16 protein-coding genes and 1 tRNA gene are annotated in these 17,241 nt (G+C 55.5%); 14 read left to right on the top strand and 3 right to left on the bottom strand.

The features are described 5' to 3' along the window. Window positions 1–57: 57 nt before the first annotated feature. The 3 genes from J0X19_RS17795 to J0X19_RS17785 all read left to right on the top strand — a co-directional run bounded on the left by J0X19_RS17795 (window position 58) and on the right by J0X19_RS17785 (window position 2,292). A complete protein-coding gene (locus J0X19_RS17795) occupies window positions 58–1,017 on the top strand; it encodes a GNAT family N-acetyltransferase (protein WP_206985774.1) in 960 nt (319 codons plus the stop codon). Then, window positions 1,005–1,700 carry a uracil phosphoribosyltransferase gene (upp, locus tag J0X19_RS17790; RefSeq protein ID WP_206985773.1) on the top strand — a complete coding sequence of 232 codons (696 nt, stop codon included), beginning with the start codon at window positions 1,005–1,007 and terminating at the stop codon, window positions 1,698–1,700. The genes J0X19_RS17795 and upp overlap by 13 nt, the downstream gene beginning before the upstream one ends. A 139-nt stretch (window positions 1,701–1,839) precedes the next feature. Continuing rightward, window positions 1,840–2,292, top strand: a complete 453-nt coding sequence (locus J0X19_RS17785; RefSeq protein ID WP_206985772.1) for a hypothetical protein — start codon at window positions 1,840–1,842, stop codon at window positions 2,290–2,292. A 166-nt stretch (window positions 2,293–2,458) separates the two neighbouring features. On the opposite strand, the gene J0X19_RS17780 is transcribed toward J0X19_RS17785, so the two are convergent. Further along, window positions 2,459–3,886 carry a DEAD/DEAH box helicase gene (locus J0X19_RS17780; RefSeq protein WP_206985771.1) on the bottom strand — a complete coding sequence of 476 codons (1,428 nt, stop codon included), beginning with the start codon at window positions 3,884–3,886 and terminating at the stop codon, window positions 2,459–2,461. A 178-nt stretch (window positions 3,887–4,064) separates the two neighbouring features. On the opposite strand from J0X19_RS17780, the gene J0X19_RS17775 reads away from it, so the two are divergent. The 3 genes from J0X19_RS17775 (at window position 4,065) to J0X19_RS17765 (ending at window position 5,660) form a co-directional block, all read left to right on the top strand. Further along, window positions 4,065–4,138, top strand: a tRNA-His gene (locus tag J0X19_RS17775). Window positions 4,139–4,327: 189 nt separating this feature from the next. Beyond that, complete coding sequence (locus tag J0X19_RS17770; RefSeq protein WP_022825498.1) at window positions 4,328–5,263, top strand: PfkB family carbohydrate kinase; 936 nt, start codon at window positions 4,328–4,330, stop codon at window positions 5,261–5,263. Between the two features lie 154 nt (window positions 5,264–5,417). Continuing rightward, window positions 5,418–5,660, top strand: coding sequence for a hypothetical protein (locus J0X19_RS17765; RefSeq protein ID WP_157530812.1), 243 nt, complete (start codon window positions 5,418–5,420; stop codon window positions 5,658–5,660). A 65-nt stretch (window positions 5,661–5,725) separates the two neighbouring features. Here the strand turns inward: J0X19_RS17765 and J0X19_RS17760 are convergent, their stop codons facing one another. Together J0X19_RS17760 and J0X19_RS17755 are read right to left on the bottom strand one after the other, a co-directional pair. After that, on the bottom strand, window positions 5,726–6,541 hold the full coding sequence (locus J0X19_RS17760; protein ID WP_206985770.1) for a hypothetical protein: 816 nt from the start codon (window positions 6,539–6,541) through the stop codon (window positions 5,726–5,728). Window positions 6,542–6,574: 33 nt separating this feature from the next. Further along, on the bottom strand, window positions 6,575–8,308 hold the full coding sequence (locus tag J0X19_RS17755; RefSeq protein ID WP_206985769.1) for a M61 family metallopeptidase: 1,734 nt from the start codon (window positions 8,306–8,308) through the stop codon (window positions 6,575–6,577). 240 nt (window positions 8,309–8,548) lie between these two features. Between J0X19_RS17755 and rpmH the strand changes: the two genes are divergently transcribed. The 8 genes from rpmH to J0X19_RS17715 all read left to right on the top strand — a co-directional run bounded on the left by rpmH (window position 8,549) and on the right by J0X19_RS17715 (window position 16,694). Further along, window positions 8,549–8,707, top strand: coding sequence for a 50S ribosomal protein L34 (rpmH, locus tag J0X19_RS17750; protein ID WP_019948384.1), 159 nt, complete (start codon window positions 8,549–8,551; stop codon window positions 8,705–8,707). A 6-nt stretch (window positions 8,708–8,713) separates the two neighbouring features. Then, window positions 8,714–9,190, top strand: a complete 477-nt coding sequence (locus J0X19_RS17745) for a ribonuclease P protein component (protein ID WP_317194790.1) — start codon at window positions 8,714–8,716, stop codon at window positions 9,188–9,190. A 106-nt stretch (window positions 9,191–9,296) separates the two neighbouring features. Beyond that, window positions 9,297–10,994 (top strand): S41 family peptidase, encoded by a 1,698-nt coding sequence (locus J0X19_RS17740; RefSeq protein WP_206985768.1) that lies wholly within the window; start codon window positions 9,297–9,299, stop codon window positions 10,992–10,994. A 106-nt stretch (window positions 10,995–11,100) separates the two neighbouring features. Next, window positions 11,101–11,796: a tRNA (adenosine(37)-N6)-threonylcarbamoyltransferase complex dimerization subunit type 1 TsaB gene (gene tsaB / locus J0X19_RS17735; RefSeq protein ID WP_206985767.1), complete on the top strand. Its 696-nt coding sequence runs from the start codon at window positions 11,101–11,103 to the stop codon at window positions 11,794–11,796. Between the two features lie 85 nt (window positions 11,797–11,881). After that, window positions 11,882–12,397 carry a DUF2480 family protein gene (locus J0X19_RS17730; RefSeq protein WP_206985766.1) on the top strand — a complete coding sequence of 172 codons (516 nt, stop codon included), beginning with the start codon at window positions 11,882–11,884 and terminating at the stop codon, window positions 12,395–12,397. Window positions 12,398–12,563: 166 nt separating this feature from the next. Further along, window positions 12,564–13,877 (top strand): APC family permease, encoded by a 1,314-nt coding sequence (locus J0X19_RS17725; protein WP_206985765.1) that lies wholly within the window; start codon window positions 12,564–12,566, stop codon window positions 13,875–13,877. A 156-nt stretch (window positions 13,878–14,033) separates the two neighbouring features. Then, window positions 14,034–15,284, top strand: a complete 1,251-nt coding sequence (locus tag J0X19_RS17720; RefSeq protein ID WP_206985764.1) for a hypothetical protein — start codon at window positions 14,034–14,036, stop codon at window positions 15,282–15,284. Between the two features lie 153 nt (window positions 15,285–15,437). Further along, the gene (locus J0X19_RS17715) at window positions 15,438–16,694 is read left to right on the top strand and encodes a serine hydrolase (protein WP_206985763.1); all 1,257 of its coding nucleotides are present in this window, start codon (window positions 15,438–15,440) and stop codon (window positions 16,692–16,694) included. Window positions 16,695–17,241 lie beyond the last annotated feature (547 nt).

Raw genomic sequence — 17,241 nt, 5'->3', positions numbered from 1 at the left:
TGTCAGGTTAGCACCAGAAGCCGCTGGGCCGTCTACCTTTGCCACGTGCCGCGCCGTTTGCTCCGTTATTCCGAACTCGACCTATCTGCCTGGGATACCTGCGTAAACCAGGCCGAACAAGTGGTGCCGTACGCGCAAAGCTGGTGGCTGCAAGCCACGGCCGGCCGCTGGGATGCCGTAGTGGAAATTGGAATGAAGGGCGAGTATCTGGCGGTGCTGCCGTTGCCTGTGAAGCGCCGGCCCTGGGGCCGCGAGGTGTACCAGCCGCCTTTCACGCAGCAATTAGGAGCAATTGGTGTTGCGCAGCCTGGCAGTGTATTTCCATACTGGCTGAATGTAATGAGCCCCATTGGCAAGCTGGCCGAATCGTACGGTAAGCTGTATACGCAACTAAATGATTCCAATGGCTTACCTCAGCGGCTGGCAAATAGCTACGATGAAATTCTGACCTACGAGCGGCGCATTACGTACCATCTGCCGCTGACCCCGAGCTACACTACGCTGCACGCGGGCTACGCCGCTGACTACCGCCGCCGCCTGCGTGTCAACGCCGAGGCCGCGCAGCCACTAGCCGTTACAGCAACGTCAAACGCCGAGCCGCTCCTGACGCTTTTTCAGCAAACGAAGGGCCCTGCCGCTGGTTTGGGCCGCACCCACTACGCGCAGCTCCGCCAGTTGATAGCCGCCGGGCAGCAGCACAAGCAAGTTACGCTACTCGAAGTGCGTCACCCCGAAACCGGCGAATTACTGGCCGGTGCACTGTTCGTGCTGTTTCGTACCCGCTTGGTGTATTTGTTTGCCGCTGCCTCCGAAGCCGGTAAAAAAGCCAGCGCGCCGTTGCTATTGCTCGATGCGGCCATTCAGCAGCACGCCGGCACGCCCGGCCTGGTTCTCGATTTTGAAGGCGGCATGATACCGTCAATTGCTCGTTTTTTTGCCAACTTCGGGGCCGCGCCCGTTCCGTATGCGGCCCTTTCCTTCACCCAACGTCCCTGGTATCTGCAATGGCTCCGCTAAGCCCTATTACTCCCGACCTCTCTACTATCGAGCCCGATGCCCGCGTACACGTGGTGTGCGCCGAACCATCCGTAGCCAACCATTTCCTGGCCGAGCTGCGCGACGTGGAAATCCAGCGCGACTCGCTGCGTTTCCGCCGTAACCTCCAGCGCCTCGGCGAAATCATTGCCTACCGCATCAGCTCCGAGCTGAGCTACACCGACCAGACCGTGAAAACGCCGCTGGGCGAGTGCAGCAGCAAGCAGCTCCACGACTTCCCCATTCTGGCCACTGTGCTGCGCGCCGGCTTGCCATTTCACCAAGGCTTCCTCAACTATTTCGACCAGTCGCCGAGTGCCTTCGTGGCTGCTTACCGCATTGAGGGCACCGCTCAGGTGCAGGTGCAAGTCGATTACCTGTCGGCGCCGCGGCTCGATGAGCGGGTATTGATTTTGGCCGACCCCATGCTGGCTTCCGGCAAGTCATTGGTACAAACCTACCGGGCCATGCTGCGCTTCGGCACGCCCCGGCAGGTACACATTGCGGCCGTTATTGCCTCACCCGAAGGTGTCGCGCACGTCACCCGCGAAATTCCGGAAGCTACGCTCTGGGTGGCCGCCATCGACGAAAAGCTCAACGACCAAGCCTACATCGTGCCCGGCCTCGGCGACGCCGGCGACCTGTCGTACGGTAGCAAGCTGTAAGGCGCAAAGGGTCGGCGCAAGGAGATATATCATTTTGCCGTTACTTTTTCATTTGAAACCTATTTGGAGCTTGGCTTCTTTGTAACTTCGGGTTCAACTCGGTAGTACCTCTCCGTTACTTGTTGCTTTCTTCTGTCTCGTGCTAGCTCATATCTTCAAATACGCATCGGTTTTTCTGCTGGGCATGGTCAAGTTTGTAGCCGCCCCAGTGGCAGGAATTGCGGCCGGCTTGCCTTTCGGGCTGATTTGGGGGCTGTCGGTGGCGGGCATGATGACGACGGTAGTGTTGGTATCGGGAGTGGGTAAGATGTGGGCCCTGCACCTGCGCCGCCGCCGCGAAGAGAAGGGCAAGCCGCTGTTCAGCCGCAAAAGCCGCCGCATTGTGGGTGTTTTTCGGCGCTTCGGCATGGGCGGCATTGCTTTCCTAACGCCCATCCTGTTCAGCCCCATTGGCGGCACCGTCATTGCCACGCAATTGCACGTGCCACGTTGGCGCATTCTGGTGCACATGCTGTGGAGCGCCGCGCTATGGGGCGCTGCCTTCACTATGCTGGCCATCCGCTTCAGCCACTTGGCCATCTTTCATCACTGAGCGCGGATTTTGCAGATTAGTCGGATTGGTCGGATTTCGGTGACGATTCGACTAAACCAGTATTCAACAAAACAGGCTTGCCATTTGGCAAGCCTGTTTTGTTTTTAGGAAGAGTTAATCGTCACCGAAATCCGACTAATCCGATTAATCTGCAAAATCCGCGTTCCTATTTGCGGCGGCCTTTCGAGCGGGCAATGGCGGCTTTCACCGCTTTTACGGCGGGCTTGGAGGCGCTGCCTTTTGAAGGGCGGGCCTTGTTGCCTTTCTGGCTGCGGTTGGGGCCTTCCACGTAGGTGCGGCCGGTGCGCTTGTCAATCGTCACGCCAGGCTTCACGTACTCTTTCCGCTCGTGGAAAGCGCCCTTGAAGTTCGGGTCTTCGCGGCGGCGGCGTTCGTCCTGCTCGCGGTTCATGCTCTGCTGCTCCTCAAAGGGCGTTTCCGCCACTTCCACCTCCGCCGGAAAGGGCATCAGCGGAATCGGCTGCTTGATGAGCTCCTCGATTTGAGCAATGTGGTGCATTTCGGCCTCATTGGCGAAGGTGATGGCCGCGCCCGTGTGCTGCGCCCGGCCCGTGCGGCCAATGCGGTGCACGTAGTCGTCGTAAATCAGCGGCACATCGAAGTTGATAACGTGGCTCACCTCGGGCACGTCGATGCCGCGCGCGGCCACGTCAGTAGCTACCAGAAACCGCACTTCGCCCGCCTTAAAGGCTTCCATGGCATTGATGCGCGAGTTCTGGCCCTTGTTGCCGTGAATGGCCCGCACTTCGCCCGCAATCCGGCGGCCCAGAAAGTGCGCCACATTTTCGGCATGCACCTTACTGCGCGTGAAAATCATCACCCGGTTGAAGGTAGCCTGGTCGCGGAGCAGATAGCCGAGCAGGTTGATCTTGGTAACCAGGTTGGGCACTTCGTACAGGCTCTGCACCACATTCTGGGCCGATGTAGCGGAAGGCGTGACTTCCACCCGCATCGGAAACTCCAGGAATTCCTCGCTCAGCGTCGTGACCTTGTCGGCCATCGTCGCCGAGAACAGGGCGTTCTGGCGCTTATTCGGAATAACCTCCAGAATCTTTCGGATCTGGGGCATGAAGCCCATATCCATCATCTTGTCGGCCTCGTCGAGAACCAGGGTTTTCAACTCTTTTAGCACCAAGTCGCCGCGCAGGTATAGTTCCAGCAGGCGGCCCGGCGTGGCAATCAGAATATCCACGCCTTTGGCAATAGTTTCAATCTGGGTTTTTGGCCCCAGGCCGCCGTAAATGGCGAAAATGCGCAAATCAGTATAAGTAGCGAGGCGCTTGAGGTGCGTTTCAATCTGCATGGCCAGCTCCCGGGTGGGCGCCATAATCAAAGCCCGCGGGTTAGTACCTTGGGCATATTTCACTTTCATGAGCAGCGGCAACCCAAAGGCGGCGGTTTTGCCAGTGCCGGTCTGGGCAATGCCCAGCACGTCGTGGCCCGCTAGTAGCAACGGAATGGTTTGGACCTGCACGGGCGTTGGCTCCGTGAAGCCCGCTTCGGCTACTGCGGTAAGAAGTTGCTTGTTCAGCTTAAAGTCGGCAAAAGAAGCCGGTTGCGGCGTATCGGACATGAGTAAGAGGGGGTTACGGGGCGCAAAGGTACGCAACCTTGGGCCGGCAGCGGTCCGGAAACCATAAATAGCTCCGCTTCAGCAGCGGCAGTAAGGCTGTGCGTGCAACAAAAAAAAGCGCTGAAAGCTTGCAAATTCGTTGTCGTCCGCTACTTTTGTAGCCGCAACACACCACATGGTAGATATAGCTCAGCTGGTTAGAGCGTCGGATTGTGATTCCGAAGGTCGTGGGTTCGAGCCCCATTATTTACCCTCTCTTCAAAGCCTCAGCCTTCCGGTCTGAGGCTTTTTCTTTTTCAGCCATTGGCTAGCTGTCAGTATCTTAACGGCTTAGGTGGGGTGCCGCGGCAACAAAAAATGCGGCAGTGCGGAAGGATTTGGATATTTGTGGCGTTGCAAGAAAAAATCTAACAGTTTGACTCACTTTTCCCCTGCTTAACTATGAGTTTGGTTGTAATTGGCTCCGTAGCCTTTGATGCGTTGGAAACGCCGTTCGGTAAAACCGATAAAATCATTGGCGGTGCCGCCACCTATATTTCCCTCTCGGCCAGCTACTCGGTGAAGCCGGTGAAACTGGTGGCCGTTGTCGGCGACGATTTTCCGCAATCCGACATCTTGCTGCTTGAAGAGCATGGCGCCGATACAGAAGGGCTACAAATCAAGCAGGGCGAAAAGTCGTTCTTCTGGTCGGGCAAATATTCCAACGACCTGAACTCGCGCGAGACGCTGGTAACCGAACTGAACGTACTGGCCGATTTCGACCCCATCATCCCCGACAGCTACCAAGACTGCAAATACCTGATGCTGGGCAATCTGGCCCCGCAGGTGCAGCGCCTCGTGATTCAGCGCCTCGTGAATCGGCCCAAGCTGATTGTGATGGACACGATGAACTTCTGGATGGACGTGGCCCTGGACGAGCTGAAAACGACCATCGAAATGGTGGATGTGCTCAGCATCAACGACGAAGAAGCCCGGCAGCTTTCGGGGCAGCACTCGTTGGTGAAGGCCGCCAAAATCATCATGGCCATGGGTCCCAAAACGCTCATCATCAAGAAGGGTGAGCATGGCGCGCTGCTGTTCTGCAAAAACAAAGTGTTTTTTGCGCCCGCACTGCCTTTGGAAGAGGTATTCGACCCAACCGGCGCCGGCGACACGTTTGCGGGTGGCTTCATCGGCTACCTCGCCGCCACCGACGACATCAGCTTCGAGAACATGAAGCGGGCCGTGGTGCACGGTTCGGCCATGGCCTCGTTCTGCGTTGAGAAATTCGGCACGGAGCGCCTGTTGAACCTAACGCAGGAAGAAATTGAAGCCCGTGAGCAGCAGTTTGCCGATTTGGTGGCTGTGGTGCCGGCTACGGCTGTTCAGAACGCATAAACGCGTAGAACACCGCCTTAATAAAATCAACGCAAGCCCTGGCCACAAACTGGTCAGGGCTTTTTGTGGCCGCAATTTCACGCAACCCTACAAGCCAGAGTTAGGTAGAACTACTATTCTATCCATCCACCCGTAACCCCCTACGGCCATGAGCATGAGCAAGAAACAAACCGACCTGACCAACGATAAAACGTCCGTCAACCCGGCCGCTAATACCAAAAAGAAAAGCACGCAGGTGCAAAGCCCCAACACCACCGACGTGTCGGCCCACGGCAATACCACCGATGGCAACTCATCGGGTAGCAACAACATTCCGCCCATCCGCAACAACCCACAAGGCAACAAGCCGATGTCGGTAGATGGTGGCGGCAAAGGCCCCGGCAAGAATGCTGATTAATTGTGTCTACGGCACCTAGCGTAGCAAAGCGTCCCGCTATTTGGCGGGACGTTTTGTTTTTGACCTTATGGTACCACCGTCAGGCGCACCACGCGGGTATCTACGTCGCCATTGTCGAAGAAGTCTTGCTCAAAAAGGATGGTACGGTTATCAAGCCAACGAGGCTGCGTACAGCCCCACTCGGTTTGCCGTTCCCAGAGCAGCCGCAAACCACTCTCATCCGCCGCCCAAAGCTGTAAGCCGCTGGGTTCATAACGGGCCAGCACATCAGAGTTGCCGCACACAAAGTGGCGCCCGTCGGGGGCTACGGCGGGTGGGCTCCAGATGCGGGTTCGGCGGCCCGTACGGTGGTCTATCAGCAGGTAATAGCCTCCTTCATACAGCCGTACGGCTACCAGCCATTGCCGGATGGCCGGAATAGTAGCCACGTACTCATAGGCAATGTTGCGTGCTTCGTCTTCAGTAGGGTTGCTGACGAGGCCAACCGGTTTAGTTTTAGATGGCCGGAGCCACAAGGTATGCTTGGTGCGTTGCACCAACGGGCCTGCTTTGCGCAATCGTAGCCGCTCCTCCGCTTCAAAGTCAAAAGCTTCCTCTTCTTCCGCCGTGGTCGGGTTCAGCGTGATAGATAGGGTCTGGGGAAGCTTTTGATATACCCCGCGTGAAGCCTGATGAATGGGCAATACCCGGCCGGGCAGTTGCACTAATGTATCGAGGTGGCCAAGACGGTAGATGCGTGGTGGTTGAGGGCGCGGCAGCCGAACGATGGGCACGGTAGTAGGCACACCGGGTTGGGCCCGCTCGGAGGGGCCTCGGAAAGAACAACCTAATAGGAGTATCGCCAACGGCAGCACTACTATCACCGCACGAAGCCGGAACATGGGAGTAAGTGAAAATCCAAACGCTGTCTGTGCCTAGAACTCCTGTTTCAACCAACTCCGGAAGCTGGCTTGCTGCTCGGGAGTGGCCACCGGCAGCTTTTCAATGGTAATCTTCGGCCAGAAATGCTGCCCTACCTGCGCCTGTAACGGCACTGTAAGCAGACGGTTTTGCCGAAATACACTGATTTCGTATTGGTCGGCACCACTAGCCAACAGGCTATGCAAATTCATTTGCACCCGGCGGCCATTTACAGCCAACAGTTCGTCGTCTACGGTGAGGCAGGCGGCGGCCGGCGAGTCGGGCAGAATATCAGTTACTTCGGTTCGCTCATTCTTCACTATGGTGCGGAAGCCGAATAGTCCTTCGGAAGGAGAGGCATTTTCCTGCATCCGGAGTGTGCAGCCCACAAAGCTGAGCGCCTTGTCTAGCGGTTCTTCCAGTGGTGCCGTGCCGTAGATGAACTTGTCGAAATACGCCTGCATGTCGCGCCCGGCCACTTCCGTGACAATCCGCATGTAGTCTTGCTCGGTGTAGCCGGTGCCGGTCTGCCCGAATTCCTCCCATAGCCGCCGCATTACCTCATCGAGGCTGCGGGCGTGGTTGGAGAGGCGCCGTAGCGTGAGGTCGAGTAGTAAAGCAGCCAGCGCGCCTTTGTGATACACTGACACTTTCCGGTCGGGCACGCCGGCTTTGTAGCCATCCAGCCACAAATCCATGCTGGCATCGGCCAACGACAAATTGAAGCGGCCGTAGTCGTCGTAGTGCTTGCGCAGCACCGTATTCAACTCCGCGAAATACTGCGCCGCCGTGCGCACCCCGGCGCGGGCCAGCAGGTACTCACCGTAATAGGTGGTAATACCTTCCGCAATGAAGCAGGTACGGAAATAGTTTTCCTTGGAGTAGTCGTACGGCTGCATTTCGACGGGCCGGATGCTCTTGATGTTCCAGGCGTGAAACAACTCGTGGCAGCTCACACCCAGCAGCTCCTTGTATAAGCCCTCCGTCATGAGCAGCTCGGCCGGGCCCAGCGTAATAACGGTGGAGTTCAGGTGCTCAACGCCGTGGTAGTGCTTGTAGGGCAGAATCTGGTTCAGAAAGTGGTAATCCTGCGCCGGGAACGAGCCGAACAAGGTCAGCTGCTCGGCGCTGAAAGCCCGGAAATCCGCTACCAGCCGCGCCCAATCGACGGGGCACTCTCCCTGAATCCAGATGTAGAAGGGGAGACTATCCACTTCATAGTTGCGGTATTGCAGCGTTGGGCTGGCAATAAGCGGCGAATCGGCCAAATGGTCGAAGCTTTGGGCTTGCAGTGTATTCGGGCCGCTCTGGGGTAAGCCGCAAGCCAGTTGCCAGCCGTCGGGGAGTTGCAGCTGCACCTGGCAGGGCTCCTGCTGCCGCCCTTCGATGTACATAAAGCCCTGCACCGGATTCAGGTACAGCTGGCTCTCATCCAGCCATGAGCCCCCAGCGTCCATCTGGTGGGCGTAAAAGTTATAGTGCACTTGTACCGTACGGCCCGCCACGCCAGCTATTTCCCACCGGTCTTTGGTTAGCTTGCGCAAGGCCAGTACTTCCTGCGAAGCAGCATCAGCGGCTTCCACCCGCTGAATTTTCTGGGCGAAATTCTGAATCTCGTAGCGCCCAGGCCGCCAGGCTGGCAACTGCAATTCCACCGTTGCGGGTGCATCTTTCGGCACCTCAAAGGTCATTTGCAGTTGCACATAGAACGTAAGCGGGTTCTCAAACGAGACGTAATAGTGAATCATAGAAACGCGAAGCGGGCAAGCACAAAATCCGGTGTAAAGCTACGGCTATCCAGGGGAAGAACATGGATAAAAACCGGTCTTTGATACGAAGAAAGCCCAAGCGCTGACTACTGTAACCGATGGAAAATCTTACGGTTGCCAGAAAATCAATCAGCAAAAAAGTAGACGCGGGCTTTGCCTTTTCCAACTCAACCGCGTACCTTTGCCGGCCTTACTTGTAACTGAGTCACTACCAATACCATGAAACGTACCTTCCAGCCTTCGCAGCGCAAACGCCGCAACAAGCATGGCTTCCGCTCCCGCATGGAAACCGCCAACGGCCGCAACGTAATTGCCCGCCGTCGTGCCAAAGGCCGCAAGCGCCTGACTGTATCCGACGAAGGCCGTCACAAGCGCTAAGCGCCTGTGAGTAACCTGTTGCCGTCTGGCGTTTCTGCCTCTGCCGAGGAGAAGCCAGAGCAGAAGGTTCGTTCGTATTCGTTCCCGAAAGAAGAACACCTGTGCCGCAAGAAGCTCATTGATGAGCTTTTCGGCCGGGGTTCTTCTTTTGGTTTATACCCCTTGCGGTTGGTCTGGCTGCCCACCGACGCTTCCGTTGCTGCGCCGCCGCAGGTGCTGGTGAGCGTGAGTAAGCGCAGCTTCAAGCGCGCCGTAGACCGCAACGAGCTGAAGCGCCTCATGCGCGAAGCCTACCGCCTCAACAAGCACCGCCTCACCGAGGCGGCAGGCGGCCACTCCATCGGGCAGTTGGCTATTATCTACACCGGCAAAGAAAAAAAGCCTTTCGCGCTGGTGGAAAAAAAATTAATTTCAGGGCTGGAGCGTTTATTAACCGAACCTTACGTTGCGCCCGCAACGAAGGACCGAAAAAAGCGTCCTTGAACTAGCTGCAACTCACGCTGTTGTTGTAGCACCATTTCACTTCAGCGCCTGAGGTTTCTTCTGCGGAAGAGGCGTGTGGCGGTGCGGTGTACACCAGCCCTCATTTATGCGTAAAAGATCTATTGCGGCCGGTTTGCTTCTGGGAGGAGCCGCGCTGGTATCGGTTGCAGCCACCTCGTCCGACAACGAGCGTTACTTCGAAATAGCCAAGAACCTTGATATATTCGCCACCCTTTTCAAGGAGGTGAATACCTATTATGTGGATGAGGTGCCACCGGCCAAGCTGGTGAAAACGGGCATCGACGCCATGCTTAAGTCGCTGGACCCGTACACCAACTACATTCCCGAAGATGACATTGAGGACTTTCGCACCCTGACCACCGGCCAGTACGGCGGCATTGGGGCCGTAGTAGTGAAGCGCGGTGGCAAAACCGTGGTGCAGGCAGCTTACGAAGGCTATCCGGCTCAGAAAGCGGGTTTGCTGCCCGGCGACGAAATCATGACCATTAATGGCGTGAACGTTGATAAGAAGAACAACTCCGACATCAGCAAGCTGCTGAAAGGCCAGGCCAACTCGCAGGTGAAGCTGATGGTGACCCGCTACGGGCAGGATGCGCCGGTGGAAATCAACATCACCCGCGACAAAATTCAAGTGGAAAACGTGCCGTACTACGGTATGCTTTCCAATGACATTGGCTATTTCCAGCTGTCGGGCTTCACCGTGGATGCGGGCAAGGAAGTGCGGATGGCCCTGACCAAGCTGAAAGAACAGGGCGCCAAGAAAATCGTGTTCGACATTCGGGACAACCCCGGCGGTTTGCTCAACGAGTCGGTCAATATCTCCAACCTATTTGTAGATAAGGGCCTCGACATTGTAAGCACCAAGGGCAAGGTGACGGAGTGGAACAAGACTTACAAAGCCCTCGACGTACCGTTTGATACGCAGATTCCGGTGGTAATTATCACCAGCAACCGCTCGGCGTCGGCTTCCGAAATCGTGTCGGGGGTGTTGCAGGACTACGACCGGGCCGTGGTGGTAGGGGAGCGGACGTTCGGGAAAGGACTGGTGCAGGCCACCCGGCCGCTGAGCTACAACTCACAGTTGAAAGTAACCACCGCCAAATACTACATTCCGAGCGGCCGGTGCATCCAGGAAATCGACTACGCGCACCGCGCCGATGACGGTACGCTGGGCAAAGTGCCCGACTCGTTGCGCACGGCTTTCAAAACCCAGGCCGGTCGCACCGTGTACGACGGCGGCGGCGTAGCACCCGACGTAGAAGTGATGGACCGCGAAATTGCTGACATCACCCGGGTCCTGCTGCAAAAGAGCTACCTCTTCGACTTCGCTACTCGTTACCGGGCCGAGCACCCCACCATTGCGCCGGCCAAGCAGTTCAAGCTCAGCGACGCCGACTACCAGAAATTCCAGGATTTCCTGAAGGGCAAAGACATCAGCTACAGCACCGACGCCGAAAAAGCCATTAACGACCTCACCAAAAAGGTGAAGGCCGAGAAGCACTACGACGACGTGAAAGTGGAGTTGGAAGCTATGCGCCGCAAGGTAAGCACCAACAAAAGCAACGACTTAGTGCGCTTCAAGCCCGAAATTAAGGATTTGCTGGAGCAGGAGATTGTGTCGCGCTACTACTTCCAGAAAGGCCAGATTGAAGCCACCTTCGACGACGACCCCAACATCCTGATGGCTATGAGCGTGCTCAACGACCCCAACCGCTACGCCGCGCTACTCCGTCCCAACGGCCGCGCAGCCAGCGCTACCAAAGGAGCTGGTACGGTGAAGTAAGGAGGCATTTTGTAACTCCTCATATTCAATAAACTTAAAAAGCAACCCACAAGGGTTGCTTTTTAAGTTTTACAACCTACAATACTGCTTGCGTTACCTTTGCCCTATGCCTAGCCTTGTTCTCTCCCTCGAAACTTCGTCGCCTGTTTGTTCTGTAGCCCTTCACCGGCTGGATGATAGCACGTTGGTTGGACAATCAGAGCTGCGGTTGGAAAAGTCGCACTCCTCGCATCTAAGCGTGCTGGTAAGCCAACTGCTGGAAAACAGCCAGTATAGCTTGCAAGACGTGGCCGCCGTGGCCGTTTCCGATGGGCCGGGTTCTTACACCGGGCTGCGGATTGGAGCGGCGGCGGCTAAGGGGCTGTGCTTCGCGCTGGATATTCCGCTACTAGCTGTGAGTACGTTACAGGCGCTGGCTCGGCAAGTGGCCGCCGTTACGGCCCGCCCCGAAGCGGTGCTGTTCTGTCCCATGCTGGATGCGCGGCGCATGGAAGTATACGCGGCCTTGTACTCCCATAACGGGGAGGAGGTGCTGCCGCCCGCACCGTTGCTTCTCGATACCGATCCGCTGGCCGAACAATTAGCCCACCACCAGTTGTTATGCTTTGGTAATGGCGCCGCGAAGTTTCAACCACTCGTGGCCGATACCCCAAACGCTACCTTTCTGGCAGGCATCGAGCCGTCGGCGGTAGCGGTAGGAGAGTTGGCAGTAGAAGCGTATCGGCGCCAAGAGTTCCGGGACGTAGCCTACTACGAGCCGTTTTATTTGAAAGAAGTGTACACCACCACGCCGAAAAAATAGTGCTTAGTTATTAGTGCTTCGTGCTTAGGCAGCCAGTAATCAAACCAAGCACGAGGTACCACCAAGCAAGCACAAAGCACATACTATGGAAGACACGCTCATCAACCGCGTTGCAACCAGCGCCCTGACCACGCTCAACCTGGAAGAGTTCATTCATCCGGGCGAGCGGGTGGTATATGATATCAAGGACAACCTTTTTCATGGGCTTATGCTGCGTGAAAAAGACTTCCGCGAATTCATTAAAACCCACGATTGGGCTCAGTACGACGGTAAAAACGTGGCCATCATCTGCTCCGCCGATGCCATTGTGCCCACCTGGGCCTATATGCTGCTAGCTAGCAAGCTACAAGGCCATGCGCACCGCTACGTGTTTGGCAACTTAGAGGCACTGGAGCAGGAGTTGTTTCATGAAGCCATTGCCAGCATAGACGCCGAAGAGTATCGTGACGCGAAACTGGTAGTGAAAGGATGCGGCGAGAAGCCCGTGCCTACCTACGCTTACGTGGCCATCATGCAGAAGCTGCTGCCCGTTACGTCGAGCATCATGTATGGCGAGCCGTGCAGCACGGTGCCACTTTATAAGCGTCCGAAAGGAGCATAACGCCTCTAGTTAGGAACGAAATCCACTGGTCTGTTTAAGCCGGGCTCTGCGTTGATAAACGTAGGGTCCGGCTTTTCTGCTACAGACGGAGGAGGTGCTGCTCGTACCCTATATAACGGAGACAGTCAACACAACTTCGCATATTTAACCGCGCAATCCACTTTCTATGGCCCAACCGTCTGCTGCTACTTACAAAATCGGCCTCACCACTGGCGTCTCCATTGTGGTAGCCAATATGGTGGGCACGGGCGTTTTCACCAGTTTAGGGTTTCAGCTGTTCGATATTCAAAGTGGCTTCGCGCTGCTGATGCTATGGGCCGTAGGTGGCCTGATTGCGCTATGCGGTGCCCTCAGCTACGGCGAGCTGGCTGCGGCAATGCCCCGTTCCGGCGGGGAATATCATTTTCTGTCCCGCATCTATCATCCGGCCATCGGTTTCTTGTCGGGGTGGGTTTCAGTTACGGTAGGCTTTGCGGCGCCCACCGCACTAGCGGCTATGGCCCTCGGCAAATACGCCAAAAGCGTATGGCCCCCTTTGCAGCCCGAGTGGCTGTCGATAGGCGTGGTGCTACTCCTGACTGCGGTGCATGCTACCAGTCGGCAAGCCGGTAGTCGGCTGCAAGTGGCAGTTACCACGCTCAAGGTGGCAGTGCTGGTAGCCTTCATCGGTGTTGGGCTCTTGATGGCTACACCGCAGCCTATTGTATTTAGTCCTACAGCAAGTAGCTGGCAGGAGATGCTAAGCCCAGCCTTTGCCGTGTCGTTGGTGTACGTGTCGTACGCGTATTCCGGCTGGAATGCAGCAGTATACCTGACGGGCGAAGTAACTGAGCCCCAGCGCAACCTGCCCCGCATTCTGCTAATAGGCACAGCTGCCGTACTCTTATTATATGTAGCACTGAATTTCGTATTCCTGTATTCAACTCCTATAGCCAGCTTGCGCGGTCAGGTGGAAGTTGCGTTTGTGGCCGCTACTCAACTTTTCGGTTCGATGGGCGGGCGGCTGATGGGCGGTATGATTGCCGCTTTGCTCTTATCCACTATCAGTTCCATGATTTTTGCCGGTCCGCGCGTGGTGCAGGTAATGGGGGAGGACCTGCCGGCCTTGGCGGTGCTGGCCAAGCGGAGCCGTGCCGGCATTCCGGTGCGGGCTATGCTGTTTCAAACGGCACTTACGCTGCTGTTTATTATCACCTCAACTTTTGAGCAGGTGTTGCTTTACGCAGGCTTTGTGTTGAGCTTGTTCACGTTCCTGACCGTGCTAGGCTTGTTTGTATTGCGGGTGCGCCAGCCTGATCTGCCGCGCCCCTACCGCGCCTGGGGCTACCCCATCACACCGCTGTTGTTTCTGCTGCTCAACGGCTGGACGCTCTGGTTCATCGTTCACGACAAGCCCACTGAGTCGTTGTATGGCTTACTAACAGTAGGTATTGGCTTGGTGGTGTACTTCCTGAGTCTGCGCCGCCAGTCGGCGGAGTAAAGCGTTGGGGGTGAGGTAAATCGAAAACCTTACTAGGTTTCGGTAACCCATACCCAAGGCTAGCAGCAGTACTAGCACCAAGCCACTCAACTTGTATCAAGTAACTTTCGCCTCTCATCAATTCCTCTCCCGATGCGTTTTCCAGCTTGGCAACTTATGCTGCCAACCGTTCTAAGCCTGCTCACCGCCTGTTCCGAGCAGAAAAAACCGCAAACCGCCCAAACCCAACCGGCTACTCCGGCGGCACCCATCGATACCGTTGCCACTACGCCGCCCGCGCCCGTCCGCCCCGATACCGCCTACGTGCAGGATGTGGCTGCCTACCTTGCCGGACAGCCCGTGAGCCAGCAAAGCAAGCTGCAACCTCTCACAACTCAACCTGCCTGGCAGGCCTTCGCCGCCGATGCTGATAAGAGTTGGGCCACCTATAATACCACCCGAACCACCAAGATAGAAAGCTGGGCCGCCACCGAGTTGGATTCGGTGCGAGTTGCCAGCCCTACCATCTTCTACCCCTTCAGCGGCCCCGATCTACTGAATGTGGTAACTATGTTTCCCGCTAGCAAAACCTACGTGCTGCTTGGTCTGGAGCCCGTTGGGTCGATACCGGAAGCTGGCTTACTGGAAAACCCTAAGCTGTTTCCCGCCGTCAAAGCTTCACTCTGGTCGGTGCTCAACTTCAGCTTCTTTCGCACCAACGACATGGCCGTTGAGTTGAATGCCCGAAATGCCAGAAAGTCTCAGGGGAAGACTACCCCTGATACCACGGCCGTAAAGCCAACTAAAGCAGTTGTCTTGGATGGCACGCTCCCCCTGATTCTGTTGTTTGCCACCCGCACCGGCCACCAAGTGCAGGCCGTCCGCTACGTGCAGCTTGATAAGGAAGGCCAGCTACTTGATGCCGACAGCACCGTAATCCGTAAGCCAGGCTTCAAAACAGTACCAGGTGTTGAGGTCAAGATGCTCAGCCAAGCCGGAACCGAGCAAACGGTCTATTACTTCTCCGCCGACATTAGCGACTGGAAGATGGGTAGCACCAATGATGCAGTTATCAAATACGCGCAAAGCCTAGGTGAACTGACCACGTACGTGAAGTCGGCCACTTACCTGATGCATAAGTCGTATTTCAGCAAAGTCCGCAACCTAATTCTGGAGCGTAGCAACTACATCCTGCAAGACGATTCGGGCATTGCACTCAAATATTTCCGCCCTGCTGATTGGCAGTTGACATATTACGGTACGTACAAGCGCCCTATCAATCTATTCGCCAACCATTACCAGCCCGCCATGACAGCCGCTTATACCGATACCGTGCATCGGCCGCGCCCTCTACCATTCGGTACCGGCTACAACTGGCGCCAAAACGATTCAAACCTGCTGCTAGCACGCCGGCAAAAGCCACTGTAGACCAATACGGGCGTATTATTTGTCGTGAACGAGCTGTGATTTACTATCACAGCTCGTTCTGTTTAATGGTGTACTATATATAAATAGCGCACATTCACTTTTCTGCCTTTCACTGCAAACATGCTTCGCCAACTCCTCATAGCCATTTTGCTTGTGTCACTAAGCGCTGCACTATTGCCACTGGTTAGCATTGGTCAGCCTTCCCAAACTGTCCGCATCTCCAACAGCCCGTTGCTCGACAGCCTGCTACGCTCTGATAAGCGGCTTGCTCCGGTAGTGAGCCAAGCTCGCAAATACGAGTTGCAAATCATCTACACCCAGATTACTCGTGACGTCAGTAATCAGCCGCATTTCATTCAGCACGATTTCCAACTCGATGCTCATCAATATTTCAATCCTGCCAGCTTAGTAAAGCTACCGGTTGCCGCTCTGGCTCTCGAAAAGCTAAACCGTTTGCACCTGCCCGGCCTCACGCGGCGTAGCCCAATGGTCACCCACACCGCTTTTCGATGTCAAACCGCCGCTCCTTACAATCCTGCTGCCGATTCCGACCGGGTGAATACGGTTGGCAACTACATCAAGCGCATGCTATTGGTTAGCGACAATAGCGCGTACAACCGGCTCTACGAATTCCTTGGCCAGCGCCCACTCAACGAGCGGTTAGCTCAGCTTGGCTACCCCAGTAGCCGCATCACCCGGCGCTTCGCCCCCTGCGACACCACCGCCAATCGCCACACCAATCCCATCGACTTTCTTAATACCAGCGGCCAACTCGTCTACCAGCAGCCCGCCGCCTTCAATGCAGTGGCTCTCACTTCTCCTTTGGGCCGCATCACCAAAGGTCGCGCCTACCAAGCGGGTGGTCGGATCATTCCCCGTCCCTATGATTTCACTACTGCCAACTACTTGCCGCTCCAAAGCATCACCGATATTCTAAAGGCTGTGCTTTTTCCCGAAGTCACGCCTGCCAGCCAGCAGTTCGACCTCTCCCCCGATGACTACGCTTTCCTGCGCTATTATTTGCACCATACTCCCCATAGTTCCAGCTACAGCCCCTACAATTCCAAGCAGTTTTTCGATGCCTACAAGAAGTACCTCTATTACGGCCGTTCTCCACAAACCCCCACCGATTCCACTATGCGCATCTATAACATAGTGGGTATGTCACATGGTTATCTTGCTGACGTAGCCTATTTCGTTGACCTCAGCCAGCAGACCGAGTTTTTGCTTAGTGCCGTGCTCTATGTCAACCAAGACGGAGTCATCAATGATGGTGTCTACGAATACAATAGTATTGGCTTACCGTTTCTCGCTAATCTGGGGCAAGCTATCCAGCAATATGAGGCTAGCCGCAATCATTCGCAACCCAACAACCCGAGTGCCGCCTTTCCGCCCGAAATAATTCGGTAGAAAAAACACAGTTGCCGTGAACCAAATAGTAAGCGCAAGTAGTTAGTCAACAGCGTGCTGAGTTTCGGCTATGCCGTATGGAGGAGAATACTTGTTTGAAAGCAAACCGGTTTTTTAGGCATCCGCTTGCAAAAGCAAGTTAAGCCTCCTACTTTTGCACTCCCAATTCGAAACGCGGATTGAAAAGGGTTTTCAAAAGGCTGGCTATCGTTTTTTGAGTTCATTTCTCACCTTTCCTCCAAAAGGAAAATAAAAGGAGAAAGTAATTGCTCAACTAAAAATAATCCTCATACCTTTGCGTCTCTAACTTGAAAGAGGTCGAGAAAAAGGTCGGGAAATAATTCGATTCTGGCCTTTGAGTGAAGAAATAAAGTGTTTAGCTTTGCACCGTCTTATTGATAAGCGGTAAATAAGAACTCAGAAAAATTCAAAAAAATCTGACAGCTTCTTGTTTTGAAATAAAGCTTTTCTATCTTTGCAGCCCGCTTCGATGGGAGGCGACCAGCAGAAGAGAGCGAGATAAGGGATAGAAAATAAATTTCAACTT

The sequence above is a fragment of the Hymenobacter telluris genome (genome assembly GCF_017313265.1).
GTDB classification, from domain to species: domain Bacteria; phylum Bacteroidota; class Bacteroidia; order Cytophagales; family Hymenobacteraceae; genus Hymenobacter; species Hymenobacter telluris.
The sequence above is the reverse complement of the archived record's forward strand: the minus strand, read 5'-3'. Positions and strand labels throughout refer to the sequence as shown.

Coding starts and splice junctions, on each gene's coding strand:
- upp (WP_206985773.1), top strand. CDS start 1,005: ATGGCTCCGCTAAGCCCTATTACTCCCGACCTCTCTACTATCGAGCCC.
- J0X19_RS17780 (WP_206985771.1), bottom strand. CDS start 3,886: ATGTCCGATACGCCGCAACCGGCTTCTTTTGCCGACTTTAAGCTGAAC.
- J0X19_RS17770 (WP_022825498.1), top strand. CDS start 4,328: ATGAGTTTGGTTGTAATTGGCTCCGTAGCCTTTGATGCGTTGGAAACG.
- J0X19_RS17765 (WP_157530812.1), top strand. CDS start 5,418: ATGAGCAAGAAACAAACCGACCTGACCAACGATAAAACGTCCGTCAAC.
- J0X19_RS17760 (WP_206985770.1), bottom strand. CDS start 6,541: ATGTTCCGGCTTCGTGCGGTGATAGTAGTGCTGCCGTTGGCGATACTC.
- J0X19_RS17755 (WP_206985769.1), bottom strand. CDS start 8,308: ATGATTCACTATTACGTCTCGTTTGAGAACCCGCTTACGTTCTATGTG.
- rpmH (WP_019948384.1), top strand. CDS start 8,549: ATGAAACGTACCTTCCAGCCTTCGCAGCGCAAACGCCGCAACAAGCAT.
- J0X19_RS17740 (WP_206985768.1), top strand. CDS start 9,297: ATGCGTAAAAGATCTATTGCGGCCGGTTTGCTTCTGGGAGGAGCCGCG.
- tsaB (WP_206985767.1), top strand. CDS start 11,101: ATGCCTAGCCTTGTTCTCTCCCTCGAAACTTCGTCGCCTGTTTGTTCT.
- J0X19_RS17730 (WP_206985766.1), top strand. CDS start 11,882: ATGGAAGACACGCTCATCAACCGCGTTGCAACCAGCGCCCTGACCACG.
- J0X19_RS17725 (WP_206985765.1), top strand. CDS start 12,564: ATGGCCCAACCGTCTGCTGCTACTTACAAAATCGGCCTCACCACTGGC.
- J0X19_RS17720 (WP_206985764.1), top strand. CDS start 14,034: ATGCTGCCAACCGTTCTAAGCCTGCTCACCGCCTGTTCCGAGCAGAAA.